Genomic DNA, 25,589 nt, shown 5'->3' with positions numbered 1-25,589 from the left:
GTGATTGCTTGCCGAGGTTCGTAAGCCTTTTTATTTCATGTTTAATAAGGCAATCCGTCCTAGACAGGCCGGCAGAAGGGAGCCTGTATCTCTAGCGGCACCGCCATGTTTGCATCGCGCCTCTGACGAGTACGGCCAAGGTAGAAATGAATTCCAGCTCGAAGAGCCTTCCGCTCCAAGACCGTTGCGACCGGAATGTCCGCAAGCCGACGATCCGCCCCGTGCGGGAGCATCGGGCATGACACAGACCGCCGTCGTCTCCGGTCCGGAACAGGATCCCATCCTGATCGTCGATGACATCCCCTCGCTCCGGGCGATCTATCAGGCCTATCTGGGCGATGCGGGATTTCACAGCATCACCGCGCGTTCGGCCCGCGAGGCGCGGGAGAAGTTCCGCGAAAGCGAGGCGCGGGTGGTGCTGCTCGACATGTTCCTGCCGGACAGCGACGGGCTGGAGCTGATGCGCGAATTCATCGCGCTCAGGCCTGCGACGGCGGTCGTCATGGTGACGGCGGATCGTTCGATCGAACGCGCCGTCGCCGCGATACGCGCGGGGGCGCAGGATTTTCTGGTCAAGCCCGTCACCTCGGACCGGCTCGTCGCGGCGATCCGCAATGCCCGCGCCGCGGTGCTGGCCGCGGATCCGTCGAGCCGCCCCGAGGAGGACATGCCGGTGGGCGAGCTGATCGCCTTCTCGCCGCTGATGCGCGAACTCGGCACGCGGCTGCGCATGGCCGCGGCCAGCAGCGCGCCGGTCTACATCTGGGGCGAGGCCAGCACCGGCAAGCACCTCTGCGCGCAGATGATCCACGACCTGTCCGACCGCGCGGCGGGGCCGTTCATCGTGCTCGACGGCACGGCGCTGACGGCCGAGGAATTCGCCCCCGCGCTTCTGGGCCGCTCGTTGCAGGACGCGCGGCGCAGCACCATGCCCTGGGGCGGGGCGGCGGCGCAGGCGCGCGGCGGCACGCTGTTCCTGAGCAATATCCACACCCTGCCCCCCGAGGCGCACGGGCTGCTGGCGCATTTCCTGTCACAGGCCGTGCCGCAATGGACCGACCCGCGGCTGCTGCCGCCCGACATGCGGGTGCGGGTGATCTGCTCGGCCACCACCCCGCCTCTGGATGCGAACCACCTCGGCGCCCTCGCCCCCGCGATGCTGAGCGCCACGATCTCGCTGCGGATGCCGGCGCTGCGCGAACGGCGAGAGGATATCGTGCCGCTGGCGGAAACCCTTCTGGCGCGGTTCTCGACGCAGGCGGGCCGGCCGATCGGCCGGCTGACGCCCGCCACCGCCGCGATCCTGCGCGCGCTGGACTGGCCCGGGAATGTGCGCCAGATGACCGAGGTGCTGCGCCGCATCGCCGAGGCCCATCCGGGCCAGCCGGTGACGCCCGACATGCTGCCCGCCGACCTGCACCCCCATGCGGAACGTTCGCCTCCCGGCACGGCCGACCTGTCCGTCTTCGCCGGAATGCCGCTCGCCCGGGTCGAGCGCCTGCTGATCGAGGCGTCGCTACGCCGCCATGACGGATATGTGCCCGATGTGGCGCGAGAGCTGGGCCTGTCGCCCTCGACCGTCTATCGCAAGATCTCGCAGTGGAGGGCGGGCGAAGACTGAAGGATCAGGCGAACTGCTCGCGCATCAGCCGTTCTTCGAGCCCATGGCCCGGATCGAACAGGATGCGGTGCTTCACCAGCGGCTCGGACCGGACCTCGACCCAGAGAACCGGCTGCACGGCCTGCGAATCGGCATCTGCCATCACCGGACGCTTGTCGGCTTCGAGGATGTCAAACCGCACCACGGCGGAGGACGGCAGGATCGCGCCCTGCCACCGCCTCGGCCGGAACGAGGCGATCCCCGTCAGCGCCAGCACGTCCGAGCCGATCGGCAGGATCGGCCCGTGGACGGAATAGTTGTAGGCGGTCGACCCCGCGGGCGTCGCCACGATCGCCCCGTCGCAGATCAGCTCTTCCATCCTGAGCCGTCCGTTCACGGAAATCCGCAGCTTGGCCGCCTGCGGCCCCATCCGCAGCAGCGACACCTCGTTGATCGCCAGCCGCCGGTGCAGCGCGCCATCCGCCGTCTGCGCATGCATCGACAGCGGGTTGATCACCGCCTCCTCGGCAAGCGCGAGCCGATCGGGCAGGTCCTCGACCACGTAATCGTTCATCAGGAAACCGACAGAGCCGCGGTTCATCCCATAGACCGGCAGGCCGCTGTCGGCATGGAGCGTCTGCAGCATGAACCCGTCGCCGCCAAGCGCCACGATCACATCCGCCCGCTCGAGCGGCGCCTGCCCGTAAAGCGCGATCAGCTCCGCCAGGGCCTGCTGCGCGCTTTCGCCCGACGCAGCCGCGAAATGGATATGTCCTGGCTTGTTCACTGCCGACTCTCCGCTGTTTGCCCCGAAGGTGTGACAAGCCGGGGGGGGAAAGACAAGCGGCCAATCGAACGCAGGCCGCCACACCCTGCCCCGGATGGCGCGGCAATTTCCCGGATAGTCGCTTTGGACGCTTTCAGCCCGGGATTTTCTGCGATAAACGGGCCGCGATACATCCATTCCGCGTCAGGAGATGCCCATGACTGACCAACGCGACGCCGGCTTTTTCACCGAAAGCCTCGCCACCCGTGACCCCGATCTGTGGAAATCCATCACCGACGAACTCGGCCGCCAGCGCGACGAGATCGAGCTGATCGCTTCCGAAAACATCGTGTCGAAAGCGGTGATGGAAGCGCAGGGTTCGGTGATGACGAACAAATATGCCGAAGGCTATCCGGGCAAGCGCTACTACGGCGGTTGCCAGTTCGTCGACGTGGCGGAGAATCTGGCGATCGACCGCGCGAAACAGCTTTTCGGCGCGGCCTTCATCAACGTGCAGCCGAATTCGGGCAGCCAGGCGAACCAGGGCGTGTTCAACGCGCTGCTGAAACCGGGCGACACGATCCTGGGCATGAGCCTCGACGCCGGCGGCCACCTGACCCACGGCGCCAAGCCGAACCAGTCCGGCAAATGGTTCAACGCGATCCAGTATGGCGTGCGCCAGCAGGACAGCCTGCTCGACTACGATCAGGTCCGGGCACTCGCCCATGAACACAAGCCGAAGCTGATCGTGGCGGGCGGCTCGGCCATTCCGCGCCAGATCGATTTCGCCGAATTCCGCAAGATCGCGGATGAGGTCGGCGCCTGGCTGATGGTCGACATGGCGCATTTCGCCGGTCTGGTGGCGGGCGGCGAACATCCCTCGCCCTTCCCGCACGCGGATGTGGTCACCACCACCACGCACAAGACCCTGCGCGGCCCGCGCGGCGGCATGATCCTGACCAACAACGAAGAGATCGCGAAAAAGGTCAACTCGGCGATCTTCCCCGGCATTCAGGGCGGCCCGCTGATGCATGTGATCGCCGCCAAGGCCGTCGCCTTCGGCGAGGCTTTGCGCCCCGAATTCAAGGTCTACGCCAAACAGGTCATCGCCAATGCGCAGGCGCTGGCGGATGAGCTGCAAAAGGGCGGGCTCGACATCGTCACCGGCGGTACCGACACGCATGTGATGCTGGTCGACCTGCGTCCGAAGGGCGTGAAGGGCAATGCGACGGAAAAGGCGCTCGGCCGCGCGCATATCACCTGCAACAAGAACGGCATCCCCTTCGATCCGGAAAAGCCGACGGTCACCTCGGGCGTGCGCCTCGGCACCCCGGCGGGCACCACCCGCGGCTTCAAGGAAGAGGAATTCCGCGAAATCGGCCGCCTGATCGTCGAGGTCGTCGATGGCCTCGCGAAGAATGGCGAGGAGGGCAATGCCGAGGTCGAGGCCGCCGTCAAGGCAAAGGTCGAAACCCTGCTGAAGCGCTTCCCCCTCTATCCCACGCTCTGATCGCCGGAAAACGCAAGAAAGGCGCCGGCCGGACCGGCGCCTTTTCCTTTGCGCGGTGGGGACCGCGCCTGAAACCGGAAACCCCTGTCCTGCGGAGAGGAAGAAAGGGGGCCAGCCCCCTCTTTGCCTGACGGCAAATTCACCCCCGGGATATTTAGGGAAGAATGAAGGCAGGAAGTCTGTTCCTTATGCGGCCGGAAGCGCCCATGAAGCGCACCCAAGACCACCAGAAACAGCCTTCTTGCTTTCGTGTTTCCATAAATATCCCGGGGGTGAGGCGCTTGCGCCGAGGGGGCTGGCCCCCTGCCGCCCCATCCCCCGGGCGAACTGTTCAGACCGTAAGCCTCACAGCTCGCCGGTCAGGAACTGCGCCCGGCCATAGCCGAAGGACCAGTCCTCGTCGCTGTTCTCGGTGAAGGAGATCATCACATCCGAAGGCGCGATCCCGCATTTCGCCTGCAGATCGTCGCAGAGGTTGCGGTAGAATTCCTGCTTCGCCTCTTTCCCGCGCGGGCGCGAGACGACATGCAGCAGCACGAAATTCTCCGTGCGCGGAATGCCCAGCCCGGTGTCCAGCGCCTTCAGATGGCTCGGCTCATATTCCTGCAAGGTCTGGTAGCGGTCGCCCTCCGGCACCCCGAAGCTGCGCACCATGGCGTCATGCGCGGTGTCGAGCAGCAGCGCGATCTGTTCCGGAGTGCGGCCCTTGATGACATGATATTGCATGAGAGGCATGTGGTTTCTCCTGTCTCGTCTGTCGGTGACCCTCCCCCATGCCCTCCACATGGCTTGTCCCGTGCTAGCGGGCGCGGGCGCGCCGGACAACGCGGATTCCGGTCTGGACGGGTCTTCGGCCCCGGACTGGCTCCATATGGCGTCTCACTTCCGCGCGGGGTCGGGCGGCCAAGCCTTGCGGCCTGCGGGGCAAAGCCCTAAACAGCCGCAAATGGCCTGAAAACGGGGGTTCCTGCATGTCGACCAAGTTTCGCACTCACGGCAAAGGCGTGGTCGTCTGGATCCTTCTGGCGGTCATGGTTCTGGGCCTTGGCGGCTTCGGCATTTCCAGCTTTTCGGGCGGCTCGCAGAAGATCGGCTCGGTGGGCGATACCGACATCACGGTGAACGATTATGCCCGCGCGCTGCAACGGCAGATGAATGCGGTGCAGCAGCAGATTGGCCGCCCGCTGACCGTGACCGAGGCGAAAAGCTACGGCATCGACCAGCAGGTGCAGGCGCAGCTTTTCGCGCAGGCCGCGCTGTCCGAAGAGGCGCGCCGGCTTGGCCTTTCGATCGGCGACGCCGAGGTGGCGCGCCAGATCACCGGGGCTTCGGCCTTCCACGGACCGAACGGGCAGTTCGACCGCGAAACCTACCGCATGGCGTTGCGCCAGCAGGGCTATACCGAGGGCGATTTCGAGCGTCAGGTGCGTGACGACATCGCGCGGAACCTGTTGCAGGGCGCCATCGCCTCGGGCGTCAGCGCGCCGAAGACGCTGGTCGATGCCTATGCGGATTACATCACCGAATCCCGCCCGGTGTCCTGGGCCGAGGTGACGGAAATGGACCTGACCGAACAGCCCGCCGCACCGGACGAGGCCGCGCTGCAATCCTATTACGACGCCCATCAGGACCGCTACACCAGCCCCGAAAGCCGCGAGATCACCTATGTCTGGCTGACGCCCGACATGCTGAAGGACGAGGCCACGCCCGACGATACGACCCTGCGCGCCATGTATGACCAGCGCAGCGACGAATACCGCCAGCCGGAACGCCGGCTTGTCGACAAGCTGGTCTTCCCCTCCGAGGAAGAGGCGCAGAAGGCGGCGGACCGGCTGAACGCGGGGCAGATCAGCTTTGAGGATCTGGCACGGGAACGCGGGCTCGACATCACCGACATCGATCTGGGCGAAGTGACCCGGGGCGATCTGGGCAATGCGGCCGATGCGGTCTTCGCGCTGACCGAACCGGGCGTCGTCGGGCCGGTGGCGACCGACCTTGGCCCGGCACTGTTCAAGATGAACGGCATCCTGCCCGCCGACGACACCACCTTCGAGCAGGCGAAACCCGATCTGGAAGCCGAGGCGACGATCGATCAGGCCCGCGCGATGATCACCGCGATGACGGCGGATCTGGAAGACCGGCTGGCCTCCGGCGCGACGCTGGAAGACATGGCGAAGGACACCAAGATGGAGATTGGCCATATCTCGATGACGCCGGAGACCAAGGACGGCATCGCCGCCTATGAGGATTTCCGCACCGCCGCGAACAGCGTGACGCAACAGGATTTCCCCGAACTCAGGACCTTCGACGATGGCGGCGTCTTCGCGCTTCAGCTTGACGGGATCACCCCCGCCGCGCCGATCCCCTTCGCCGAGGTGCGCGACCGGGTCATCGAGGACTGGCGCAACGACGAACTCGCCCGGCTGAAGACCGAACGCGCCGAGGAAGTCGTCGCCGCGGTCGATGCGGGCGCCGTTCTGGCGGATCAGGGGCTGCTGGTCACCAATTCGGCCCCGGTCGAGCGCACCGGCTTCATCGAAGGGGCGCCGACCGCGCTGATCGGCAAGATCTTCGAGACCGAGCCGGGCAAGGCCGCGATGGTGACCGATCAGGACCGCGTCTTCGTGCTGGTGCCCGGCGCCTCGATCGCCGCCGATCCCGCAGCGCCGGAAACCGCGCAACTGCGCGACGCGCTTGCGCAGCGGCTCGGCCAGTCCATGTCCAACGACCTTGCGACGCTTTTCGCCACGGCGGCAGAGGCGAAACTGGGCCTGAACGTCAACACGGCGGCGATCAACGCCGTGCAGGCGCAGATGCAATAGGAGGCCCGCGATGGCTGCTCTCTTTCCCGGTTTCGAGGATTTCGAACGCGCCTGGGCGAATGGGCGCAACCAGCTGGTCTATGCGCGGCTGGCGGCGGATCTGGATACGCCGGTGTCGCTGATGCTCAAGCTCGCCGATGCGCAGCCGAACAGCTTCATGCTGGAATCGGTCACCGGCGGCGAGGTGCGCGGGCGCTATTCCATCATCGGCATGAAGCCCGACCTGATCTGGGAATGCCGCGGCACCACGGCGCGGATCAACCGCAACGCGCGCTTCGAGGATGTCTTCGAGACCCTGCCCGGCGATCCGCTGGACAGTTTGCGCGGGCTGATCGCCGAAAGCCGGATCGAGATGCCCGAAGGCCTGCCGGCGGCGGCGGCGGGGCTGTTCGGCTATCTCGGCTATGACATGATCCGTCTGGTCGAGCATCTGCCGAACGTGAATAGGGACGTTCTGGGCGTGCCGGATGCGGTGCTGCTGCGGCCCTCGATCGTCGCGGTGCTGGACGGGGTGAAGGGGGACGTGATCCTCTGCGCACCGGCGTTCCAGAGCTCGGGCCTGTCGGCGCGGGCGGCCTATGCGCAGGCGGCGGAACGGGTGATGGACGCGCTGCGCGACCTCGACCGCGCGCCGCGACAGAGCCGCGAGATGGGGGATACCACCAGCGTCGGGCCGCTGCGCTCGAACTTCACCGCCGAGGGCTACAAGGCCGCGGTGGAAAAGGCCCGCGAATACATCCGCGCGGGCGACATCTTTCAGGTCGTCCCGGCGCAGCGTTGGGCCGCCGATTTCCCGCTGCCGCCCTTTGCGCTGTATCGCTCGCTCCGGCGCACGAACCCCTCGCCCTTCATGTTCTTCCTGAACTTCGGCGGCTTTCAGATCGTCGGCGCCTCGCCCGAGATCCTCGTGCGGCTGCGCGACGGCGAGGTGACGATCCGCCCGATCGCCGGCACCCGCCCGCGCGGCGCCACCCCCGCCGAGGACAAGGCGCTGGAGGAAGAGCTTCTGGCCGACCAGAAGGAACGGGCCGAACATCTGATGCTGCTCGACCTCGGCCGCAACGATGTGGGCCGTGTGGCAAAGATCGGCACCGTCCACCCGACCGAGACCTTCATCATCGAGCGTTACAGCCACGTGATGCACATCGTCTCGAACGTGGTGGGGGAACTGGCCGAGGGGCAGGATGCGCTGTCCGCACTGCTCGCCGGGTTGCCCGCGGGCACGGTGTCGGGTGCGCCCAAGGTCCGCGCGATGGAAATCATCGACGAGCTGGAACCCGAGAAGCGCGGCATCTACGGCGGCGGCGTCGGCTATTTCGCGGCGAATGGCGAAATGGACATGTGCATCGCGCTGCGCACGGCGGTGGTGAAGGACGAAACCCTGTATATCCAGGCGGGCGGCGGTGTTGTCTACGACAGCGACCCGGAGGCGGAATATCAGGAGTCGGTCAACAAATCCAAGGCGCTGCGCAAGGCGGCCGAGGATGCGGGCCTGTTCGCCGGACGCAGCAACGCCTGAGTCAGCGGCCCGCCCGGCGCCATCCGGCGGCGCGGGCCTCTGCCTCGGAACAGAACCAGCGTTCGCCGCGGCCTGTGTCGATGCGGGTCTTCGCATAATCCTTGCCGCCCGGCAGGTGGTAGATCCGCCCATGCGCCGAGATGTTGCCTTTGATCGCGCAGCCAGCCTTGGGGGCCGCCTGCGCGGTGGCCCTATCGCGTTCGGCGGCGCGCTGCTGTTCCGGCAGCTCCGCCCTGCCCTGCCAGATGCCCCGACGCGCCTGTTTCGCCTTTTCCTCGGCCGCGACGTAATCCAGCGCATAGCGCCGATAGGCGAAGGCCATGCCCTGCGCCACCATCTCTGCGCCGATGTCCCGTCCGCCGACGAAACAGCGCGCCAGCAACCGGCCGTATTGGTCCCGCTCCGTGCCCGAGCAGCGCACCCCGCCCGGCTTCACTAGCGCCTTCATCGCCTCGGTCGCGCGGCTGCCGCAGGGCCACGCGCGCCCGCGCGCATCCTGACAGGTCTGCGCCCGCTCCGGCGCGTCGATGCCGAACAGCCGCACCCGCTCACCGCCGACCACCAGCGTATCGCCATCGACGACGCGCACCGCGCCGTTGACCGACATGGCGCAGGCCGCCGCCGCGCAGGCGAAAATGAGAACGAAAGTTGAACAAAGCCTTAACATGCGCCCGGGATAGGCGAAAAGGCCGCCGCCCCGCAACCGCAATCCGACAGGTTGGCAAACGGCCGCTTTACCCTGAGCGTGCTACCGCTGCGCCACGCGCCATTCTGGATTGACCCATGGCTCGGCATTCTCGGCCGGCAGGCGACGGCCAAGGATGTGATCGGCCATCTTCTCCCCCGTCATGATCGAGGGGCCGTTCAGGTTGCCATTCGTCACCCGCGGGAAGATCGAGCTGTCGGCCACGCGCAGCGCCTCGACCCCGATCACCCGGCCTTCGGGATCGACCACCGCCATCGGATCGTCGGCCCGGCCCATCCGGGCCGTGCCGCAGGGGTGAAAGGCGCTTTCGGCATGTTCGCGGATGAAGGCGTCGATCTCCGCATCCGTTTGCACGCCCGTGCCCGGCTGGATTTCATGCTTCACATGCGCGGCCATCGCCGGTTGGGCAAAGATCTCGCGCGTCAGGCGGATACATTTGCGGAAATCCTCCCAGTCGTCCGGGTGGCTCATGTAGTTGAAGCGGATCACCGGATTGTCGCGCGGATCGGCCGAGCGCAGCGTCACCGCCCCGCGCGATTTCGACCGCATCGGCCCGACATGGACCTGAAACCCATGCCCCTCGGCCGCCGCCTTGCCGTCATAGCGCACGGCGATGGGCAGGAAGTGATACTGGATGTCGGGATATTCCACCCCGGCGGCCGAGCGGATGAAACCGCAGCTCTCGAACTGGTTCGAGGCACCCAGCCCCTTGCGGGTGAACAGCCATTGCGCCCCCACCATCGCCTTGCCCAGAAGGTTCCAGTATTTATACAGCGTCACCGGCAGCTTCGCCGCGAATTGCATGTAGATCTCAAGGTGATCCTGCAGGTTCGCGCCCACGCCGGGCCGGTCCGCCAGAACCCCGATCCCATGCGTTCGCAGATGTTCGGCCGGCCCGATACCCGACAGCATCAGGATCTTCGGCGTGTTGAGCGGGCTCGCCGCCAGCACGACCTCATGCCGCGCGCGCAGGACCGAGACCTTGCCATGCGCCTCGTATTCGACCCCGACGGCACGGCCATCCTCGATCACCACGCGCCGGGCGAGACCGCGCACGATCCGCAGCCGGCCCCCCTTCAGCGCCGGGCGCAGATAGGCGTTCGCCGCCGACCAGCGCTGACCGTTCCAGATCGTCGCCTCCATCGCGCCGAAGCCTTCCTGCTGGCGGCCGTTGTAGTCTTGCGTCACCGGATATCCGGCCTGATGCCCCGCCGCGATGAAGGCGTCGAAGAGCGGGTTGTCACGCGGGCCGCGTGTCACGTGCAAAGGCCCGGAATGCCCGCGCCAGTCCGGATCGCCGCCATCCGCGCCGCCGTGCCATGTCTCCATCCGCTTGAAATAGGGCAGCACGTCAGCGAAGCGCCAGCCATCGGCCCCCTGTTCGGCCCAATGGTCGTAGTCGCAGGCATGGCCGCGCACGAAGACCATCCCGTTGATCGAGGACGATCCCCCCAGCACCTTGCCCCGCGGCGTCACCAGTTGCCGCCCGCCAAGACCGGGTTCCGGTTCCGATTTCAGGCCCCAGTCGTAGATCGGCATGTTCATCGGATAGGACAAAGCGCCGGGCATCTGGATGAACGGCCCCGCATCGGTGCCGCCGAATTCGACGATCACCACCTGCTTGCCGGCCTCGCACAGCCGATAGGCGAGCGCCGATCCGCCCGACCCCGCACCGACAACGACGTAATCCGCCTCCATCAACGCTGTTCCCTTTCGGCTTTCCATAAATATCCCGGGGGGTCGGGGCACCGCCACGACGGGCTGGCCCCCGGCGCCTTCAATAGGGGCTGTCGACCGGCCCGGTGCCCACGTAGACTGCCTTCACTTGGGTGTAATGCTCGACCGCCGCCCTGGAATTTTCCCGCCCGACGCCCGAGGCCTTCACCGCGCCGAAGGGCATCTCGACCGGCGTCAGGTTGTAGGCGTTGATCCAGCAGGTCCCCGCCTGAAGCTGCGCGATCACCCGGTGCCCGCGCGCCAGATCGGCCGTGAACACCCCGGCCGCCAGCCCGAATTCGGTGCCGTTCGCACGGGCGATCGCCTCTTCCTCGCTGTCGAAATCCAGTACCGCCATAACGGGGCCAAAGACCTCTTCGCGCGCCAGGGTCATGTCATCCGTCACATCGGCGAAAACCGTCGGCTGCACGAAAAGCGGGCCGTGATTGCCCGCGGCGCCGCCGGTGATCAGCCGCGCGCCCTCGGCCTTCGCCTTGCCGATATATTCCATGACCTTTTCATGCTGCGCGGCGCTGACCAGCGGACCGAACTGCGTTTCCGGGTCCAGCGGATCGCCCGCCAGAATCGCCTCGGTCCGCGCGGCCAGACGGGTCAGGAACCGCTCCTTGATGCCGCGCTGCACGAAAACGCGGGTGCCGTTGGAACAGATCTGCCCCGAGGAATAGAAATTCCCCAGCATCGCCGCGCCGATCGCGCTTTCCAGATCGGCATCGTCAAAGATGATGAGCGGAGATTTGCCGCCCAGCTCCATCGTCACATGCTTCATGCCCGAAGCGGCGGCGGCATAGACCTTGCGGCCCGTCGGCACCGAGCCGGTGAGCGAGACTTTCGCCACCCGCGAATCGGTCGCCAGCGCCGCGCCCACATTGCCATAGCCCTGAACGACGTTGAAAACCCCGGCAGGCATCCCCGCCTCGATGAAAATTTCAGCAAGCTTCAAGGCTCCCAGAGGTGTGACCTCGGAGGGTTTGAACACCATAGCATTGCCCAGGGACAGCGCCGGGGCCGCCTTCCAGCACGCGATCTGGCTGGGATAGTTCCACGCGCCGATGCCCACGCAGACGCCCAGAGGCTCGCGGATCGTATAGGCGAAATCGCCGCCCAAGGGGATCGTCTCGCCCGTCACCGTGGGCGCGAGACCGGCGAAATATTCCAGCGCATCGGCACCCGAGGGCCAGTCCGCCACCAGCGTTTCCTGAATCGGCTTGCCGGTGTCGAGCGTCTCCAGCTCGGCCAGTTCCGCCCCCCGTTCGCGGATGATCGCCACCGCCCGCATCAGGATGCGCGACCGTTCCACGGGCCGCATCCGGCCCCACGCGGCCTGCGCGGCGACCGCGCCCGACAGCGCCGCGCCGATCACCGAGGGCGTCGCGGAATGCAGCCGCGCGATCACCTCGCCGGTGCCGGGATAGATCACCTCGATGACCTCTCCGGCGGTGTCCTCAAGCCATTCGCCGTTGACGAAATGGCTGGCCGCAGGTTGTGCTCTCATGCCCGGTCCCCCAGTTCTCTGTCCACGTATTCCATAACGATCTTAAGCGCATAGGCCCGGTCCGGCGCGTTGTCGGCCAGTGCCGCGCGGATATAGACCCCGTCGATCAGCGCCCCCAGACCACGGGCCACCGCCTCGGCCCGCGCCCCGACCAGTTGGCGCAGCTCATGCCGCAGGTTCGACCGCAGCCGCCGCTGATAGACCCGCAAGAGCCGCCGCGCCTCGGGCTGGGCCTGGGCGAGAACGTAGAAGTTCAGCCAGGCGGAAATCGCCTCCCGCCGGAAGCTGCCATGCGAAAAGCTGCCGGTGACGATCGCGCGCAGCCGCTGTTCCGGTCCCGTCGCGGTGGACAGCGCGCCGCGCACCTCGGCCCCGTAGATCGACAGGATCGACCGCATCGCCGCCAGAAAGATCTGTTCCTTGGAGCCGAAATAGTGATGCGCCAGCGCCGAGCTCATGCCCGCGCGCCGCGCGATCTGCGCGACCGTGACCTCGAGCGAGCCGGCCTCCCCCACGGTTTCAATCGTGGCTTTCACCAAAGCTGCCCGTCGAATAGGCTCTGCACCGACCTTCGGCATGGCTTTGCGCCCTTTGCGATAAAAAGGAGTTGCACAATGGAGCTAACGGCAAGTTTATTGACTCGTCAATCAACAAAAACCGGATTTCGGTCCACTCAACACGGAGACGACCCCAAATGATGCTACGCGCTTTTCTTCTGGCGGGAACGGCGGCTCTGGCGATCGGCCAGTCGGCGCAGGCCGCGGGCTGCGACAAGGTGACCTTCGCCGATGTCGGCTGGACCGACATCTCGGCGACGACCGGGGTGGCGACGACGATCCTTCAGGCCCTCGGCTATGAAACGGACGTCAAGCTCTTGTCGCTGCCGGTGACCTATACGGCGATGAAGGCCGGGGATGTGGATGTCTTCCTTGGCAACTGGATGCCGTCGCAGACCGCCGATGTCGGCCCCTATCTGGAAGACGGCTCGGTCGAGACGATCCGCACCAACCTGACCGGCGCGAAATACACGCTCGCCACCAATGCGAAGGGCGCGGAAATCGGCATCAAGGATTTCGCCGACATCGCCCCGCACAAGGACGAACTTGGCGGCAAGATCTACGGGATCGAGCCCGGCAACGACGGCAACCGCCTGCTGATCGAGATGACGGAAGAGGACAAGTTCGGCCTGAAGGGCTTTGAAATCGTCGAAAGCTCCGAACAGGGGATGCTGGCGCAGGTCGCCCGCGCCGACCGCGAAGGATCGCCGGTGGTCTTCCTCGGCTGGGCGCCGCATCCGATGAACTCGAATTTCGAGCTGACCTATCTGTCGGGCGGCGACGACATCTTCGGGCCGGACTTCGGCGGCGCGCAGGTCGACACCAATGTCCGCAAGGGCTATGTTGCGGAATGTCCCAACATCGGCAAGTTCCTGACCAACCTCGAATTCACCCTGCCCCTGGAAAACGAGATCATGGGCCGCATCCTCGACGACGGCGAGGAACCGGCCGCTGCCGCGAAGGCATGGCTGGCCGCCCATCCCGAGGTCGTGACCCCGTGGCTCGCGGGTGTCACCACCAAGGACGGCGGCGATGCCGAGGCCGCGGTGCAGAAGGCGCTGAACTGATCCGGATCCGGCCCCCGGCAACCGGGGGCCGCTTCCAGACATGGGCGGGCAAGGAGAACACCCGATGGATTGGCTGACGGCCAACAAGATTCCGGTCGGCAGGACCGCGAAGAACCTATTCGACTGGCTCAAGGATCACGCGGGGGGCTTTTTCGACGCGCTCTCGACGGTGTTGCAGCATCTCATCAATGGTATCCTGTGGCTTTTGCAGTCGCCGCATCCGGTCGTCATCATCGCGCTGTGCGCGGGGCTGACGTGGCTCGTGCAGCGCAACTGGAAAACCGTGCTGCTGGTCATCCTCGGCTTTCTGTTCATCCTCAATCAGGGCTACTGGAAGCCCATGACCGAAAGCCTGACGCTGGTGCTGTCGGCCTGTGTCGTCTGTCTGGCGATCGGCGTGCCGGTCGGCATCGCCGCCGCGCACCGGCCAAGGCTCTATGCCGCGATGCAGCCGGTGCTCGACCTGATGCAGACGCTGCCCACCTTCGTCTATCTGATCCCGGCGATCGTGTTCTTCGGCATCGGCATGGTGCCGGGGCTGATCGCCACGGTGATCTTCGTGCTGCCGGCGCCGATCCGGCTGACCCATCTGGGCGTGTCCTCGACCCCGCAATCGCTGATCGAGGCGGCGAAATCCTTTGGCGCCACGCCGCGCCAGTTGCTGTGGAAGGTCGAGCTGCCCTATGCCATGCCGCAGATCATGGCCGGGCTGAACCAGACCATCATGCTGTCGCTGTCGATGGTGGTGATCGCAGCGCTGGTCGGCGCGAACGGGCTGGGCGTGCCGGTGGTGCGGGCGCTGAACTCGGTCAATACCGCGCTTGGATTTGAATCGGGCTTCGTCATCGTCATCGTCGCGATCATCCTCGACCGGATGCTGCGGAAAGGAGACCGCAAATGAGCCGCACAGCCGTCGAATTCGACGCCGTTAACATCGTCTTCGGCGATGCGCCGGAAAAGGCCCTGCCGCTGATGGATCAGGGGCTGAGCCGCGCCGAGATCAAGGAGCGCACCGGGCAGGTGCTGGGCGTCCATAACTGCACCCTCAGCGTGGCGGAGGGGGAGATCCTCGTGCTCATGGGCCTGTCCGGGTCGGGGAAATCGACGCTGCTGCGCGCGGTGAACGGGCTCAACCCGGTGTGCCGGGGCAATGTGCGCATTCTGGATGGCGGCAAGCTGACCTCTGTCACCCGCGCCGATGCGGCGACGCTGCGGCGGCTGCGGCTGAACCGGGTGGCGATGGTGTTCCAGCAGTTCGGCCTGCTGCCCTGGCGCACCGTGCGCGAGAACGTCGGGCTGGGGCTGGAGCTTGCGGGCCTGCCCAAGACCGTATGGCGAGAAAAGGTGGACCAACAGCTTGCGCTCGTGGGTCTCTCCGACTGGGCCGAGCGGCGCGTGGGCGATCTGTCGGGCGGCATGCAGCAGCGCGTCGGCCTTGCCCGCGCCTTCGTCACCGATGCGCCGATCCTGCTGATGGACGAACCGTTTTCCGCGCTCGACCCGCTGATCCGCGCGAAGTTGCAGGATGAATTGCTGGACCTGCAAAAGACGCTGCGCCGCACGATCATCTTCGTCAGCCATGACCTCGACGAGGCGTTCAAGATCGGCAACCGCATCGCGCTGATGGAAGGCGGGCGGATCGTGCAGATCGGCACCGCGCGCGACATCATCGCCAATCCGATCGACGCCTATGTCGAGGATTTCGTCGCCCATATGAACCCGCTGAACGTGCTGACGGCGGCGGATCTGGCGGAGCCGGGTTCGACCGAGGGCGCGCCCGTGGATCCAAAGACCCCGGTGCGCGAGGTGATGGCCCAGCTCTGCGCGGCCGAGAGCCTGCCCCTCGCCGACGGGCGGCGGATCACCCGGGCCGGGGTCATGACGCGGCTGCTGGACCCGCGCAACGCGGGCTAGACCTTGGTCGCCGGCACCACCGGAGTGAGCTGGCGGCGGGTCGCGGCCTCCCGCCAGGTCATGTAGCTGACCGCGGTGATGATCAGCCCGCCGCCCAGAATGACGTAAGGGTCGACCGTTTCGCCAAACAGCAGCCAGCCCGCCATCGAGGCCCAGACCAGTTGCAGGAAGGTGACGGGCTGCGTCACCGTCACCGGCGCGCAGGCGAAGGCCCGCGTCATGCAATAGTGCCCGAGCGTCGCGAAAGCCGCCGTCAGCCCGATCCAGCCGACCTGCGCCCATGTCAGCGGCACCCAGACCGCGATGGCGAAGGGGGCCAGCACCAGCGTCACGGTGACCGTCATCATCGCCACGATGTCGCCCGGGCTGGCAAAGCGCGTGAGGCCCTTGGCGACGATATAGGCGATACCGAAGAACAGGGCCGCGCCGAGCTGGGCGATATGGCCGGGCTCGATCTCGCGCAGGCCGGGGCGCAGGATGATGAGCCCGCCGATCAGCCCGATGACGATCGCCAGACCCCGGCGCCACGCGAACCCCTCGCCCAGCAGGAGCGCCCCGCCGATCGTCACCACGATCGGGTTCAGATAGCCGATCGCCGTGACATCGGCCATCGGCACCCGCGCCATGGCGTAGAACCACAGGATCACCGCGACCGCATGCACCGCGCCGCGCAGGCCGAACAGCCCCCAGACCCGCGGCGGAAACCGCCGGTGCCGCAGCGCGAGGATCGCCGGCGCCAGAAACAGCCAGCCCCAGGCGAACCGCACGAAGGCGTTCTGCACCGTCGGGATCGAGGTGCCGATGAAATGCACGATGATGTTGACGCCGACGAAGCTGATGGTCGTGGCGAGCATCCACAGCACGCCCTGCACGGGCTGGTCCGGGGCGGAGACGAAAGGCACGGAGGATCGGATCATCCGCCTTTTCTGCGCTGCCCGCGTGCGGGCCGCAAGCGCGGGATTGTATCCGCACAGACGGAGGCAGCCGACCGGCGGACCGCATGCGGAGAGCGGGGAAAGGGGGCCAGCCCCCTCTTTGCCTTACGGCAAATTCACCCCCGGGATATTTATGGAAAAACGACGGGCAGAGATCTCTCCCCCAAGGGAGAGATTCCTATTTCCTGCGCTTTTCCGCCGCGGACTTCATCCGTTCGAGCAGCGCCGCCTTGCTTTTGGGGTCGGTCTCGCCGAAGGGGTTCTTCTCGGATCCCTTCTGGTTGTGTTCGAGGTGGCGCGGAGCGTTTTTCGCCACCTTCGGGCCGCCCGATTTGCCGTAATCCATGTCACTTCCTCCAATGAAAAGGGGCGCCCCGGTCCTGTGTCGGAACGGGACGCCCGCCTTGTGGAACGCGCAGGATCAGAGCTGCGCCGCCACGTCTTCGGGAACGTCGAAATTATGCGTCACGTTCTGCACGTCGTCGTCTTCTTCCAGCGCGTCGATCAGCTTCATCAGCTTCTGCGCGGTGTCGAGGTCAACTTCCGTCGTCACCTGCGGTTTCCAGATCAGCTTCGCCTCGGTCGCCTCGCCGAGCGATTTTTCCAGCGCATCGGCCGCGTCGGACAGGTTCTCGACCGAGGTGTAGATCCAGTGGCCCTCGTCGTCCGATTCGACATCCTCGGCCCCGGCTTCGAGCGCCGCCATCAGCACCGTGTCGGCATCGCCCGCGGAGGCCGGATAGCTGATTTCCCCCATCCGGTCGAAGCCGTGGCTGACCGAGCCGGTCTGCCCGAGGTTTCCGCCCGCCTTGGTGAAATAGCTGCGCACGTTCGAGGCGGTGCGGTTGAGGTTGTCGGTCATCGCCTCGACGATGATCGCGATGCCGTTCGGGCCGTAGCCCTCATAACGGATTTCGGTGTAATCCGCCGCGTCGCCCATCTGCGATTTCTTGATCGCGCGGTCGATCACGTCCTTCGGCATCGACTGCGCCTTCGCGGCCTTCACCGCCAGACGCAGGCGCGGGTTCTTTTCGGGATCGGGATCCCCCATCTTGGCGGCGACGGTGATTTCCTTCGCCAGCTTCGAGAACATCTTGGAACGGATCGCATCCTGCTTGCCCTTGCGGTGCTGGATGTTCGCCCATTTGGAATGGCCTGCCATGCCCTTCTCCGTCGGAAATTCATGAAATTTGGCGTCTCTATAAGCCAGCAGGCGCCCCGGCCGCAAGCCACCGGCGCGTGCGAAACGCCATCATTGCCGCCCGGTCAGTGCGATCTGGCCTGTCCGGGGCCGGGATTTCCGGCCGTCCGGTCCTCTTGCGGGGTGCGCCAGAACCAGCGGCGGCCATCGGCGGGGCGGATCAGGGTGATCGTGCCGTAGGGCTCGAACAGCGGTTCGAGCGGCGTTCCCGCGACGAAGGACGGGCGCTGGATGTCGACGGCATAGTCCATCACCTGCCCGCAATCCGCGAACCGGCCCGAGGGCTCGCGCGCAATATCGGCGCTGCACGACGAGCCATCGACGAAATGCACCGTCAGCCGCTCGGTGCTGAGCGAGACGCGCCCCGGCTCGGGCGGATAGGACAGCGCGGCGCAACCGGCAAGGCCCGCCAATGCGAGGAATACGGGGAAAAGGCGCATGGAAGCCTCCGGGTCATCGCGGGCGGGTGTCGCGGCATCCGCGGGCCGCGCGCCATCGGATGCCGGTCCGTGTTACCCGAAGGCCGCGGCGATGGCCACCGGGATATGATGCCCCGCCCCCTTGACAGCGGTGCCCCCGCCGCCGCAGTCTGCCCCCGCGACAGGGGCGTCCGTTCAGACGGGCTGAGAAGAACCCTTGGAACCTGAACCGGGTCATGCCGGCGGAGGAAGTCGTGACGCGGGTGGCCCCTTGCCGCCTTCCGTCCGTTCCCCGTCGGCGGGGAGTGAGGACATGGAAGACACAGGCCACTATCTGCAACGGATGCGGGCGCGCGCGCCGCTGGTGCAGAACATCACCAACAACGTCGCGATGAACATGATGGCGAATGTCCAGATCGCGGCCGGCGCCTCGCCCGCCATGGCGGATGCGGCCGAGGAGGTGGTGGAGTTCACCGCGCTTGCCGATGCGCTGACGGTGAACATCGGCACGGCGGACAGCCTCAAGGCGATGTCGATGCGGCTTGCCGGGGCGGCGATGAACGGTCACGGGCGGCCCTGGGTCTTCGACCCGGTCGGCGTCGGCGCGACGCAGTTCCGCAACGACCTGTGCCGCGATCTTCTGGCCCTGTGCCCGACGGTGGTGCGCGGCAACGCCTCGGAGATCCTGACGCTGGCGGGGCGGGGCAAGGGCGCGCGCGGGGTCGATGCGGTGGACAGCGTCGCCTCGGCCGAGACGGCGGCGCGGGAACTCGCCGGGCGCACCGGGCATATCGTCGTCGCGACCGGGCCGGTGGATTACGTGACCGATGGCACCCGCGCCCTGCGGGTGGCGAACGGCGATCCGATGATGGCGAAGATCACCGTTTCGGGCTGTTCGCTGAACGGCGTGATCGCGGCGTTTCTGGTGGACCAGCCGCCGCTTGAGGCCACGGCGGCGGCGCTGGCCTATTACGGGCTTGCGGGCGAACGGGCGGCGGCGGTCTGCGCCGGCCCCGGCACGTTCCAGCCGGCCTTCCTCGACGCGCTCTACGCGCTGACGCCCGAGGATGTCACCCAGGGCGCGAGGATCGAGGCAGCATGATCGGCGCGGTTTATCTGGTGACGGAAGCGGAGGCCGGGCTGCCGGTGATGGATCAGGCGCTGGCAGCGGCGCGCGGCGGGGCATGGGCGGTGCAGTTGCGCGACAAGCACGCCCCGGACGCCGCCTTTGCGGCGCAGGCGCAGGTGTTGCAGGCGATGCTGCGGCCGCTTGGCGTGACCTTCTTCGTCAATGATCGGGTGGAGATCGCCTGTGCCATCGGCGCCGACGGGCTGCATATCGGGCAAGGCGACGGCGACCCGATGCACATCCGCGAACGCATCGGCCCCGGAATGATCCTTGGCCTGTCGGTCGAGGAAGAGGCGCATCTGGCCACCCTGCCGCCGGGCGTGGTCGATTACCTCGGCGTCGGGCCGGTGCGCGCCACCGCCTCGAAACCCGATCACGCGGCGCCGATCGGCTTTGACGGTCTGCGCCGGATCGTAGCCGCCGCCCCCTGCCCCGTCGTCGCCATCGGCGGTGTCCATGCGGGCGATCTGGCGGCGGTGAAGGCGGCAGGCGCCGCGGGCGTCGCCGTCGTCAGCGCCATCACCCGCGCCCCGAACGCCGAGGCGGCAACCCGCGCCCTTTTGCGCGAATGGGAGGACGCATGATCCCCAACATCCTGTCGATCGCCGGCTCCGACCCTTCGGGCGGCGCGGGCGTTCAGGCCGACATCAAGGCGATCTCGGCCAATGGCGGCTATGCGATGGCGGTGCTGACCGGGCTGACGGCGCAGAACACGCAAGGGGTCTGGGCGGTCGATCTGGTCTCACCGGAGATGGTCACAGCGCAGATCGCCGCGATCCGCGCCGATATCCGCATCGACGCCGTCAAGATCGGCATGCTGGGCAGTGCCGCGATCATCTCGGCGGTGGTCGCGGCGCTGGACGGTCTGACGGCGCCCATCGTCCTCGATCCGGTGATGGTGGCCAAAGGCGGGGACAGGCTGCTGGCATCCGAGGCGGTCGCGGCCCTGCGCGATCACCTGCTGGCGCGCGCCACCGTCATCACCCCGAACCTGCCCGAAGCCGCCGATCTTCTGACCCTGCACGAGGCGCGGGACCGCGACGGGATGGCGGCGCAGGCGCGGCTTCTGCTGGACCTCGGCCCCGGGGCGGTGCTGCTGAAGGGCGGGCATCTGGCGGAAGCCGACGCCCCCGACCTGCTGGTCACGTCCGAGGGGGCGCGGTGGTTCGAAGGCCCCCGATTTGCGACGAAGAACACCCACGGCACGGGCTGCACCCTGTCCTCGACGCTGGCGACGCTGCTTGGGCGCGGCCTGCCCCTGCCCGAGGCGGTGTCCACCGCCAAGGCCTATGTCGCCGGTGCCATCGCCGCCGCGGACCGGCTGCAGGTCGGCCACGGACACGGGCCGACCCATCATTTCCACGCGCTCTGGCGCTAAAGGTAACGGCCGCCGCGCTGCAAGACCTCGATCTGGTATCCGTCGGGATCGGCGATGAAGAAGAACCGCGCTATCACCTGCCCGTCCGGGGCGAAATCCACCATCTTGCGCGGCGCGAGGCCCGCCTCGGTCAGCCGCGCATGTTCCGCCGCCAGATCCGCGACCGAGACCGCCAGATGGCCATAGCCATTCCCCGGAGCATAGGGCTCGGTCCGGCCCTTGTTGACCGTCAGCTCCAGCTCGAAGGTGGTTTCGTCATTCGCCAGATAGATCAGCGTGAAGTCCGGAAATTCCAGCCTCTCGCGGATCTTCAGCCCGAACGCCGTGTCGTAGAAGGCGAGCGAGCGCGCCTCGTCCAGCACGCGGATCATCGAATGGATCATCTTGGCCATGTCATCCCCCACAGGTTTGCCTCAGGAGTAGCGGCGCGCCCGGCCGCTGGCAACCCGGTGTCCGGATGTCGGGGCTCCGGGCGCAGGTGGAGAGGGTGCAGGGGGCCAGCCCCCTCGGCCTTCGGCCTCACCCCCGGGATATTTGGGGAAGAATGAAGGGGAAGGGTTTCGGGCGGTTCCGGGAAGCGTGGGGCATCACTCCTCGATGAACGGGATCGGCACGCCGAAGAAGGCCGCGAGCAAGACGAAGTTCAGCGTCAGCACCAGCATCGCGGCGATCGTGGCGATGATCCGCGTCAGGGGGCGGGCGACGAAATTCCCCATGATCCGGCGATTGCCGATGCAATAGATCAGCGCCAGCATCGGCACCGGTAGCGCGATGGACAACACCACCTGCGACATCACCAGCGCATCGGTGGCATTCACGCCGGCCAGCACCACGGCGAAGGCCGGCACCATCGTCACCGCCCGGCGCAGCCAGATCGGCACGCTGAAATGCAGAAATCCCTGCATGATCATCTGCCCCGCCATCGTCCCCACCACCGAGGACGAAATCCCCGAGGCGATCAGCGACACCAGGAACACGCCCGCCGCCGCCGCGCCCAGAAGCGGGGTCAGCGTGTGATAGGCGGTCTCGATTTCCGCCACATCGGCATTGCCCTGATGGAAGGCCGAAGCCGCCATCATCACCATCGCGATATTGACCATGCCCGCGACGGCCAGCGCCAGCACCACCTCGACATTCGAGAAATGCAGCACGCGGCGGCGCTGCGCGTCATCCTTCACCGCGGCGCGGTGCTGGGTCAGGCCGGAATGCAGGTAGATCGCATGTGGCATCACCGTCGCGCCGATGATCCCCACCGCGATGGTCAGCGCGCCCGCGTCGGGCATCTGCGGCGTCACCATGCCGACCGCGGCCATGCCCCAGTCGACCGGCGCGATCAGCACCTCGACGAGATAGCACAGGCCGATCACGCCGACGAGCGCGCCGATGATCAACTCCATCGGGCGGAAGCCGTAGCTTTCAAAGGTCAGCAGCCCGTAGGTCACGACGGCGGTGATCACCATCCCCCACAGAAGCGGAATCCCCGCCAGCAGCGACAGCCCGATCGCGCCGCCAAGGAACTCGGCCAGATCGGTGGCCATGGCGGCGATCTCGGATATCGCCCACATCACCCAGACCAGCGGCCGGGGCAGGTTGTCGCGGCTCAGCTCCGCCAGGTTCTTGCCGGTGACGATGCCGAGCTTCGCCGACAGGGCCTGAAACAGCATGGCGATCAGATTGGCGCAGAGCACGACCCACAGCAGCGTGTAGCCGTAGCCCGCCCCCGCCTGAATGTTCGTCGCGTAATTGCCGGGATCCATATAGGCGACCGAGGCGACGATCGCCGGACCGGCAAAGACCAGCGCCGCGAAGCGCCCCTTGCGCTTGCCGGTCAGCACATCAGACATGGCGGATTGTGTCCGCCCCGACATGGACCCCTGAATCATTGGACAACTGGCTCCGCCGCTGCATCCGCAGCGTTTACTAGCCCAGGCTACACTTTTGTCAACGGACCACACTATCGGACAAGGCGACCTATCATTTTCAAAGTAATGCCAAGGCTGTAAAGCGTCACGACACAAGACCGGGGCCGGACGACCCGGCCTGCAGGAGGCCCCGTGACCGACGACACGACTCAGCCCGCCCCGCATGAGGGCGCGGAACGCTTCAATCAGGCGCGGGCGGCGCAATCGGTCGCGGTGCTGGAAGATTATGCCGAGATGATCGACGACCTGATCGCCGAACTGGGCGAGGCGCGGATCACCGACATCGCGGCGCGGATGGGCGTGACCCATCCGACGGCGATCAAGGCGGTCGGGCGGCTCAAGCGCGAGGGGCTGGCGATGTCGCGGCCCTATCGCGGCGTGTTCCTGACGGAAGCGGGCGCGGCGCTGGCCGCGCGGGTGCGGGCGCGGCACCGGGTGGTGGTCGATCTGCTGGTCGCCGTCGGCGTGCCGCAGGACACCGCCGAGATCGATGCCGAGGGGCTGGAACACCATGTCTCGGACGTGACCCTGCGCGCCTTCGAGGCCTTCCTGCGCCGCGCCTAGACGAAGCCGCGCAGCCGCAGCACCGTGATGATCCCCGCCGCAAGGATCACCAGACCCAGAACCAGCGTCGCCGCGACATTCAGCGCAAGGCTCCGCGCGCGCTCGCCCGATCCCAGCCGTTTCAGGTATTTCACGCAGGTCCGGTGCGCCCGGGCGATCTCGTCGGCGTTCAGCTGCCGCGCGAGCTTGGGCGAGGCCGCCATCTGCTCCGCCTGCGCCAGCACCTCGGCCGCGCGGCGGACCTTTGCCGGCAGGGCCCCGCCGCGATGTTCCAGCCGGTCCGCCAGCGTCGCGCCATGCGCGCCCAACCGCTCGCCCATCAGCCGAAAGACCTGCGCGGTCATCTGCTGAATGCCTGTCGACTGCATCTTCGCCCCCATCCGTTCGGGCGGACCCTAGCCTTACGGCCCAGGACAGGCAATCTTCCTCTGGAAAGCCGGCGGCGGCGGCGCTAGCGTCGCGCCATGCTGCACACCATCCGCCACGGTTCCGATACCGCCCGCCCGCCCCTGCTGATCGTCCCCGGCCTGTTCGGCTCCGCCCGCAACTGGGGGGTCGTCGCCAAGCACCTGTCGACCGAGCGGCTGGTGATCGCTGTCGATCAGCGCAACCATGGCGACAGTTTCCGGTCGGACGATCACAGCTATCCGGCGATGGCGAGTGATCTGGCGGAGGTGATCGAGGCCGAGGGACGGCCGCTCGACGTGCTCGGCCATTCGATGGGCGGCAAGGCGGTGATGATGCTGGCGCTGACCCGGCCCGAACTGGTGCATCGCCTGATCGTCGCCGATATCGCGCCCGTCACCTACCCGCATACCGGGACGAACGAGGTGCTGATCGCGGCGATGAAGGCGCTGAAGATCGACGATCTCACCACCCGCGGCGAGGCCGACCGCCGCCTTGCCCCCGGCGTGCCCGACCCGGCCACCCGCGCCTTCCTGCTGCAATCGCTGGAACTGCGCGACGGGCCGGTGCACTGGAAGCTGAACCTTGATGCGCTGCAGGCGAACATGGGCCGGATCGTCGGCTGGCCCGATCCCCTGCCCGCCGGCGCGCGACCGTTCACCGGGCCGGCGCTGTTTCTGTATGGGGGGACGTCGCGCTACCTCCGCCGCGACTATCGCCCGGCGATCGAGGCGCTGTTTCCCCAAGCGGAATACGAGGGCATCGCCGGCGCGGGCCACTGGCTTCACGCCGAAAAGCCGCGAGAGACCGAGGCGGCGATCGAAGCCTTCCTGTCGCGCTGATAAAAAGGCCCGCGCGATGCGGGCCTTTTGCGTTTTGGGGATGGAAATGCGGGCTGAGAGGTCGCAAGGGGGCCAGCCCCCTCGCCCGTTCCGGGCTCACCCCCGGGATATTTATGGAAACACGAAAGGCAGAAGCGGTATTTTATTGCGGCGTGACGCCCCGCAGCCGTTCCGAGCGGCGGCGCAACAGCTCCACCGTTGTCAGCAGCAGCACCGAGATGATGACCAGAATCGTCGCCACCGCCAGAATGGCCGGGCTGATCTGTTCGCGGATGCCGTTCCACATCTGCCGCGGGATCGTCTGCTGATCGTGGTTTGCGATGAACAGCACGGCCACGACCTCATCGAACGAGGTGACGAAGGCGAAGAGCGCGCCCGACACCACGCCCGGCAGGATCAGCGGCATCACCACCTTGAAGAAGGCCGTGCGCGGATTGGCCCCGAGGCTTGCCGCCGCGCGCACCAGCGACTGGTCAAACCCCGAAAGCGTCGCCGTGACGGTGATGATGACGAAGGGAATGCCAAGCGCCGCATGGGCAAGGATGATCCCCAGATAGGAGCCCGCAAGCCGCATCCATTCGATGTGGAAACCGCCCGAAAAGCTGGGCACCGGGACCCGCACCGCCGAATAGAAGAAGAACATCCCCGTCGCCGAAATGATGATCGGCACGATCATCGGCGAGATCAGCACCGCGGTGATCTGCTTGCGGTAGGGCATCTCGGGCCGGGTCAGGCCAAGCGCCGCGATCGTGCCCAGCACCGTCGACACGAGGGTCGCGAAGACGCCGATGATGACCGAGTTCTTGGCCGCCTGCATCCAGGAGGCATTGCGCCAGAAATCCCCCCAGAAGGCCCAGTTGCGCGGCGCGTCCGGGTTTGCCATGCCGAAGGTGATCAGGCTGTCATACCAGCGCAGGCTGTAGGCTTCGGGCTTCAGCTCCAGCATGTCCTTGGAAAAGGTGAAATAGGGCTGGGCGTTGAAGCTGAGCGGGATGATGATGAGGATCGGCGCCATGAGGAAGACGAAGATCATCACGCAGATCGCCAGATAGGTGCCGCGCCAGGCACGTTCGAGCGGGCTTGCGTAGACGGGAAGTGCCATGT

Annotated in this window: 26 protein-coding genes and 1 riboswitch; of the genes, 12 read left to right on the top strand and 14 right to left on the bottom strand. The window is 66.7% G+C overall.

Features of this window, described 5'->3' with window-relative positions; translation table 11 throughout:
* Positions 1 to 238: 238 nt before the first annotated feature.
* A complete protein-coding gene (locus D2T30_RS00330) occupies positions 239 to 1,621 on the top strand; it encodes a sigma-54-dependent transcriptional regulator (protein ID WP_164884165.1) in 1,383 nt (460 codons plus the stop codon).
* A gap of 4 nt (positions 1,622 to 1,625) precedes the next feature.
* Here the strand turns inward: D2T30_RS00330 and D2T30_RS00325 are convergent, their stop codons facing one another.
* Positions 1,626 to 2,387, bottom strand: a complete 762-nt coding sequence (locus tag D2T30_RS00325; protein WP_128207181.1) for an NAD kinase — start codon at positions 2,385 to 2,387, stop codon at positions 1,626 to 1,628.
* Between the two features lie 196 nt (positions 2,388 to 2,583).
* Here D2T30_RS00325 and glyA point away from each other — a divergent pair, with 196 nt between their 5' ends.
* Positions 2,584 to 3,876 (top strand): serine hydroxymethyltransferase, encoded by a 1,293-nt coding sequence (glyA, locus tag D2T30_RS00320; RefSeq protein ID WP_128207180.1) that lies wholly within the window; start codon positions 2,584 to 2,586, stop codon positions 3,874 to 3,876.
* A gap of 345 nt (positions 3,877 to 4,221) precedes the next feature.
* On the opposite strand, the gene D2T30_RS00315 is transcribed toward glyA, so the two are convergent.
* Complete coding sequence (locus D2T30_RS00315) at positions 4,222 to 4,611, bottom strand: tautomerase family protein (RefSeq protein ID WP_128207179.1); 390 nt, start codon at positions 4,609 to 4,611, stop codon at positions 4,222 to 4,224.
* A 236-nt stretch (positions 4,612 to 4,847) separates the two neighbouring features.
* Between D2T30_RS00315 and D2T30_RS00310 the strand changes: the two genes are divergently transcribed.
* Both D2T30_RS00310 and trpE read left to right on the top strand, forming a co-directional pair.
* Positions 4,848 to 6,698 (top strand): peptidylprolyl isomerase, encoded by a 1,851-nt coding sequence (locus D2T30_RS00310; protein WP_128207178.1) that lies wholly within the window; start codon positions 4,848 to 4,850, stop codon positions 6,696 to 6,698.
* Positions 6,699 to 6,708: 10 nt separating this feature from the next.
* Entirely contained in the window at positions 6,709 to 8,217 is a 1,509-nt protein-coding gene (gene trpE / locus D2T30_RS00305) for an anthranilate synthase component I (RefSeq protein WP_128207177.1), read from the top strand.
* Position 8,218: 1 nt separating this feature from the next.
* Here the strand turns inward: trpE and D2T30_RS00300 are convergent, their stop codons facing one another.
* The 4 genes from D2T30_RS00300 to betI all read right to left on the bottom strand — a co-directional run bounded on the left by D2T30_RS00300 (position 8,219) and on the right by betI (position 12,730).
* Complete coding sequence (locus tag D2T30_RS00300) at positions 8,219 to 8,824, bottom strand: thermonuclease family protein (RefSeq protein WP_241651147.1); 606 nt, start codon at positions 8,822 to 8,824, stop codon at positions 8,219 to 8,221.
* A 141-nt stretch (positions 8,825 to 8,965) separates the two neighbouring features.
* Positions 8,966 to 10,621: a choline dehydrogenase gene (gene betA, locus D2T30_RS00295; RefSeq protein ID WP_128207175.1), complete on the bottom strand. Its 1,656-nt coding sequence runs from the start codon at positions 10,619 to 10,621 to the stop codon at positions 8,966 to 8,968.
* 79 nt (positions 10,622 to 10,700) lie between these two features.
* A complete protein-coding gene (gene betB / locus D2T30_RS00290) occupies positions 10,701 to 12,152 on the bottom strand; it encodes a betaine-aldehyde dehydrogenase (protein WP_128207174.1) in 1,452 nt (483 codons plus the stop codon).
* On the bottom strand, positions 12,149 to 12,730 hold the full coding sequence (gene betI / locus D2T30_RS00285; protein WP_128207173.1) for a choline-binding transcriptional repressor BetI: 582 nt from the start codon (positions 12,728 to 12,730) through the stop codon (positions 12,149 to 12,151). Before betI ends, betB begins: the two co-directional genes overlap by 4 nt.
* A 116-nt stretch (positions 12,731 to 12,846) precedes the next feature.
* Between betI and choX the strand changes: the two genes are divergently transcribed.
* The 3 genes from choX to choV all read left to right on the top strand — a co-directional run bounded on the left by choX (position 12,847) and on the right by choV (position 15,690).
* Positions 12,847 to 13,776, top strand: coding sequence for a choline ABC transporter substrate-binding protein (choX, locus tag D2T30_RS00280; RefSeq protein ID WP_128182102.1), 930 nt, complete (start codon positions 12,847 to 12,849; stop codon positions 13,774 to 13,776).
* Between the two features lie 64 nt (positions 13,777 to 13,840).
* Complete coding sequence (choW, locus tag D2T30_RS00275) at positions 13,841 to 14,677, top strand: choline ABC transporter permease subunit (RefSeq protein WP_128182100.1); 837 nt, start codon at positions 13,841 to 13,843, stop codon at positions 14,675 to 14,677.
* The gene (gene choV, locus D2T30_RS00270; RefSeq protein ID WP_128207172.1) at positions 14,674 to 15,690 is read left to right on the top strand and encodes a choline ABC transporter ATP-binding protein; all 1,017 of its coding nucleotides are present in this window, start codon (positions 14,674 to 14,676) and stop codon (positions 15,688 to 15,690) included. Before choW ends, choV begins: the two co-directional genes overlap by 4 nt.
* Here the strand turns inward: choV and D2T30_RS00265 are convergent.
* From D2T30_RS00265 to D2T30_RS00255, 4 genes are all read right to left on the bottom strand, one after another.
* Complete coding sequence (locus D2T30_RS00265; RefSeq protein ID WP_241651146.1) at positions 15,687 to 16,607, bottom strand: DMT family transporter; 921 nt, start codon at positions 16,605 to 16,607, stop codon at positions 15,687 to 15,689. The genes choV and D2T30_RS00265 overlap by 4 nt on opposite strands.
* 196 nt (positions 16,608 to 16,803) lie before the next feature.
* Positions 16,804 to 16,971: a hypothetical protein gene (locus D2T30_RS22960; protein WP_164884164.1), complete on the bottom strand. Its 168-nt coding sequence runs from the start codon at positions 16,969 to 16,971 to the stop codon at positions 16,804 to 16,806.
* Positions 16,972 to 17,046: 75 nt separating this feature from the next.
* The gene (locus tag D2T30_RS00260) at positions 17,047 to 17,787 is read right to left on the bottom strand and encodes a YebC/PmpR family DNA-binding transcriptional regulator (protein WP_128182096.1); all 741 of its coding nucleotides are present in this window, start codon (positions 17,785 to 17,787) and stop codon (positions 17,047 to 17,049) included.
* A 104-nt stretch (positions 17,788 to 17,891) separates the two neighbouring features.
* The gene (locus tag D2T30_RS00255; protein ID WP_128207171.1) at positions 17,892 to 18,266 is read right to left on the bottom strand and encodes a hypothetical protein; all 375 of its coding nucleotides are present in this window, start codon (positions 18,264 to 18,266) and stop codon (positions 17,892 to 17,894) included.
* A gap of 152 nt (positions 18,267 to 18,418) precedes the next feature.
* Positions 18,419 to 18,513: riboswitch (TPP riboswitch) on the top strand.
* A 45-nt stretch (positions 18,514 to 18,558) separates the two neighbouring features.
* Here D2T30_RS00255 and thiM point away from each other — a divergent pair.
* From thiM to thiD, 3 genes are read left to right on the top strand one after another with little or no spacing between them, the layout of a single operon-like run.
* A complete protein-coding gene (gene thiM / locus D2T30_RS00250) occupies positions 18,559 to 19,347 on the top strand; it encodes a hydroxyethylthiazole kinase (RefSeq protein ID WP_128207170.1) in 789 nt (262 codons plus the stop codon).
* Positions 19,344 to 19,958 (top strand): thiamine phosphate synthase, encoded by a 615-nt coding sequence (gene thiE / locus D2T30_RS00245; protein ID WP_128207169.1) that lies wholly within the window; start codon positions 19,344 to 19,346, stop codon positions 19,956 to 19,958. The genes thiM and thiE overlap by 4 nt, the downstream gene beginning before the upstream one ends.
* Positions 19,955 to 20,752 (top strand): bifunctional hydroxymethylpyrimidine kinase/phosphomethylpyrimidine kinase, encoded by a 798-nt coding sequence (gene thiD / locus D2T30_RS00240; RefSeq protein WP_128207168.1) that lies wholly within the window; start codon positions 19,955 to 19,957, stop codon positions 20,750 to 20,752. Before thiE ends, thiD begins: the two co-directional genes overlap by 4 nt.
* Here the strand turns inward: thiD and D2T30_RS00235 are convergent.
* The gene (locus D2T30_RS00235; RefSeq protein ID WP_128182086.1) at positions 20,749 to 21,144 is read right to left on the bottom strand and encodes a VOC family protein; all 396 of its coding nucleotides are present in this window, start codon (positions 21,142 to 21,144) and stop codon (positions 20,749 to 20,751) included. The two genes, thiD and D2T30_RS00235, sit on opposite strands and share 4 nt — an antisense overlap.
* A gap of 195 nt (positions 21,145 to 21,339) precedes the next feature.
* A complete protein-coding gene (locus tag D2T30_RS00230) occupies positions 21,340 to 22,596 on the bottom strand; it encodes an Nramp family divalent metal transporter (RefSeq protein ID WP_241651145.1) in 1,257 nt (418 codons plus the stop codon).
* Between the two features lie 210 nt (positions 22,597 to 22,806).
* Between D2T30_RS00230 and mntR the strand changes: the two genes are divergently transcribed.
* On the top strand, positions 22,807 to 23,238 hold the full coding sequence (gene mntR / locus D2T30_RS00225; RefSeq protein WP_128207166.1) for a manganese-binding transcriptional regulator MntR: 432 nt from the start codon (positions 22,807 to 22,809) through the stop codon (positions 23,236 to 23,238).
* On the opposite strand, the gene D2T30_RS00220 is transcribed toward mntR, so the two are convergent.
* Entirely contained in the window at positions 23,235 to 23,606 is a 372-nt protein-coding gene (locus tag D2T30_RS00220) for a hypothetical protein (protein WP_128207165.1), read from the bottom strand. The genes mntR and D2T30_RS00220 overlap by 4 nt on opposite strands.
* A 96-nt stretch (positions 23,607 to 23,702) precedes the next feature.
* Here D2T30_RS00220 and D2T30_RS00215 point away from each other — a divergent pair, with 96 nt between their 5' ends.
* Positions 23,703 to 24,485, top strand: a complete 783-nt coding sequence (locus D2T30_RS00215) for an alpha/beta fold hydrolase (protein WP_128207164.1) — start codon at positions 23,703 to 23,705, stop codon at positions 24,483 to 24,485.
* Positions 24,486 to 24,627: 142 nt separating this feature from the next.
* Here D2T30_RS00215 and D2T30_RS00210 read toward each other — a convergent pair whose 3' ends face one another.
* On the bottom strand, positions 24,628 to 25,587 hold the full coding sequence (locus tag D2T30_RS00210) for an ABC transporter permease (RefSeq protein ID WP_128182076.1): 960 nt from the start codon (positions 25,585 to 25,587) through the stop codon (positions 24,628 to 24,630).
* Positions 25,588 to 25,589 lie beyond the last annotated feature (2 nt).

This window comes from Paenirhodobacter populi (assembly GCF_004022215.1).
GTDB classification, from domain to species: Bacteria; Pseudomonadota; Alphaproteobacteria; order Rhodobacterales; family Rhodobacteraceae; genus Rhodobacter; species Rhodobacter populi.
This window is presented reverse-complemented; position numbering and strand designations above follow the sequence as displayed.

Coding starts and splice junctions, on each gene's coding strand:
- D2T30_RS00315 (WP_128207179.1), bottom strand. CDS start 4,611: ATGCCTCTCATGCAATATCATGTCATCAAGGGCCGCACTCCGGAACAG.
- choV (WP_128207172.1), top strand. CDS start 14,674: ATGAGCCGCACAGCCGTCGAATTCGACGCCGTTAACATCGTCTTCGGC.
- D2T30_RS00210 (WP_128182076.1), bottom strand. CDS start 25,587: ATGGCACTTCCCGTCTACGCAAGCCCGCTCGAACGTGCCTGGCGCGGC.
- D2T30_RS00235 (WP_128182086.1), bottom strand. CDS start 21,144: ATGGCCAAGATGATCCATTCGATGATCCGCGTGCTGGACGAGGCGCGC.
- thiM (WP_128207170.1), top strand. CDS start 18,559: ATGGAAGACACAGGCCACTATCTGCAACGGATGCGGGCGCGCGCGCCG.
- choW (WP_128182100.1), top strand. CDS start 13,841: ATGGATTGGCTGACGGCCAACAAGATTCCGGTCGGCAGGACCGCGAAG.
- D2T30_RS00330 (WP_164884165.1), top strand. CDS start 239: ATGACACAGACCGCCGTCGTCTCCGGTCCGGAACAGGATCCCATCCTG.
- thiD (WP_128207168.1), top strand. CDS start 19,955: ATGATCCCCAACATCCTGTCGATCGCCGGCTCCGACCCTTCGGGCGGC.
- betI (WP_128207173.1), bottom strand. CDS start 12,730: ATGCCGAAGGTCGGTGCAGAGCCTATTCGACGGGCAGCTTTGGTGAAA.
- betA (WP_128207175.1), bottom strand. CDS start 10,621: ATGGAGGCGGATTACGTCGTTGTCGGTGCGGGGTCGGGCGGATCGGCG.
- D2T30_RS00215 (WP_128207164.1), top strand. CDS start 23,703: ATGCTGCACACCATCCGCCACGGTTCCGATACCGCCCGCCCGCCCCTG.
- glyA (WP_128207180.1), top strand. CDS start 2,584: ATGACTGACCAACGCGACGCCGGCTTTTTCACCGAAAGCCTCGCCACC.
- D2T30_RS00300 (WP_241651147.1), bottom strand. CDS start 8,824: ATGTCGGTCAACGGCGCGGTGCGCGTCGTCGATGGCGATACGCTGGTG.
- D2T30_RS00230 (WP_241651145.1), bottom strand. CDS start 22,596: ATGTCTGATGTGCTGACCGGCAAGCGCAAGGGGCGCTTCGCGGCGCTG.
- D2T30_RS22960 (WP_164884164.1), bottom strand. CDS start 16,971: ATGGATTACGGCAAATCGGGCGGCCCGAAGGTGGCGAAAAACGCTCCG.
- D2T30_RS00310 (WP_128207178.1), top strand. CDS start 4,848: ATGTCGACCAAGTTTCGCACTCACGGCAAAGGCGTGGTCGTCTGGATC.
- D2T30_RS00255 (WP_128207171.1), bottom strand. CDS start 18,266: ATGCGCCTTTTCCCCGTATTCCTCGCATTGGCGGGCCTTGCCGGTTGC.
- thiE (WP_128207169.1), top strand. CDS start 19,344: ATGATCGGCGCGGTTTATCTGGTGACGGAAGCGGAGGCCGGGCTGCCG.
- D2T30_RS00265 (WP_241651146.1), bottom strand. CDS start 16,607: ATGATCCGATCCTCCGTGCCTTTCGTCTCCGCCCCGGACCAGCCCGTG.
- D2T30_RS00220 (WP_128207165.1), bottom strand. CDS start 23,606: ATGCAGTCGACAGGCATTCAGCAGATGACCGCGCAGGTCTTTCGGCTG.
- choX (WP_128182102.1), top strand. CDS start 12,847: ATGATGCTACGCGCTTTTCTTCTGGCGGGAACGGCGGCTCTGGCGATC.
- betB (WP_128207174.1), bottom strand. CDS start 12,152: ATGAGAGCACAACCTGCGGCCAGCCATTTCGTCAACGGCGAATGGCTT.
- trpE (WP_128207177.1), top strand. CDS start 6,709: ATGGCTGCTCTCTTTCCCGGTTTCGAGGATTTCGAACGCGCCTGGGCG.
- D2T30_RS00260 (WP_128182096.1), bottom strand. CDS start 17,787: ATGGCAGGCCATTCCAAATGGGCGAACATCCAGCACCGCAAGGGCAAG.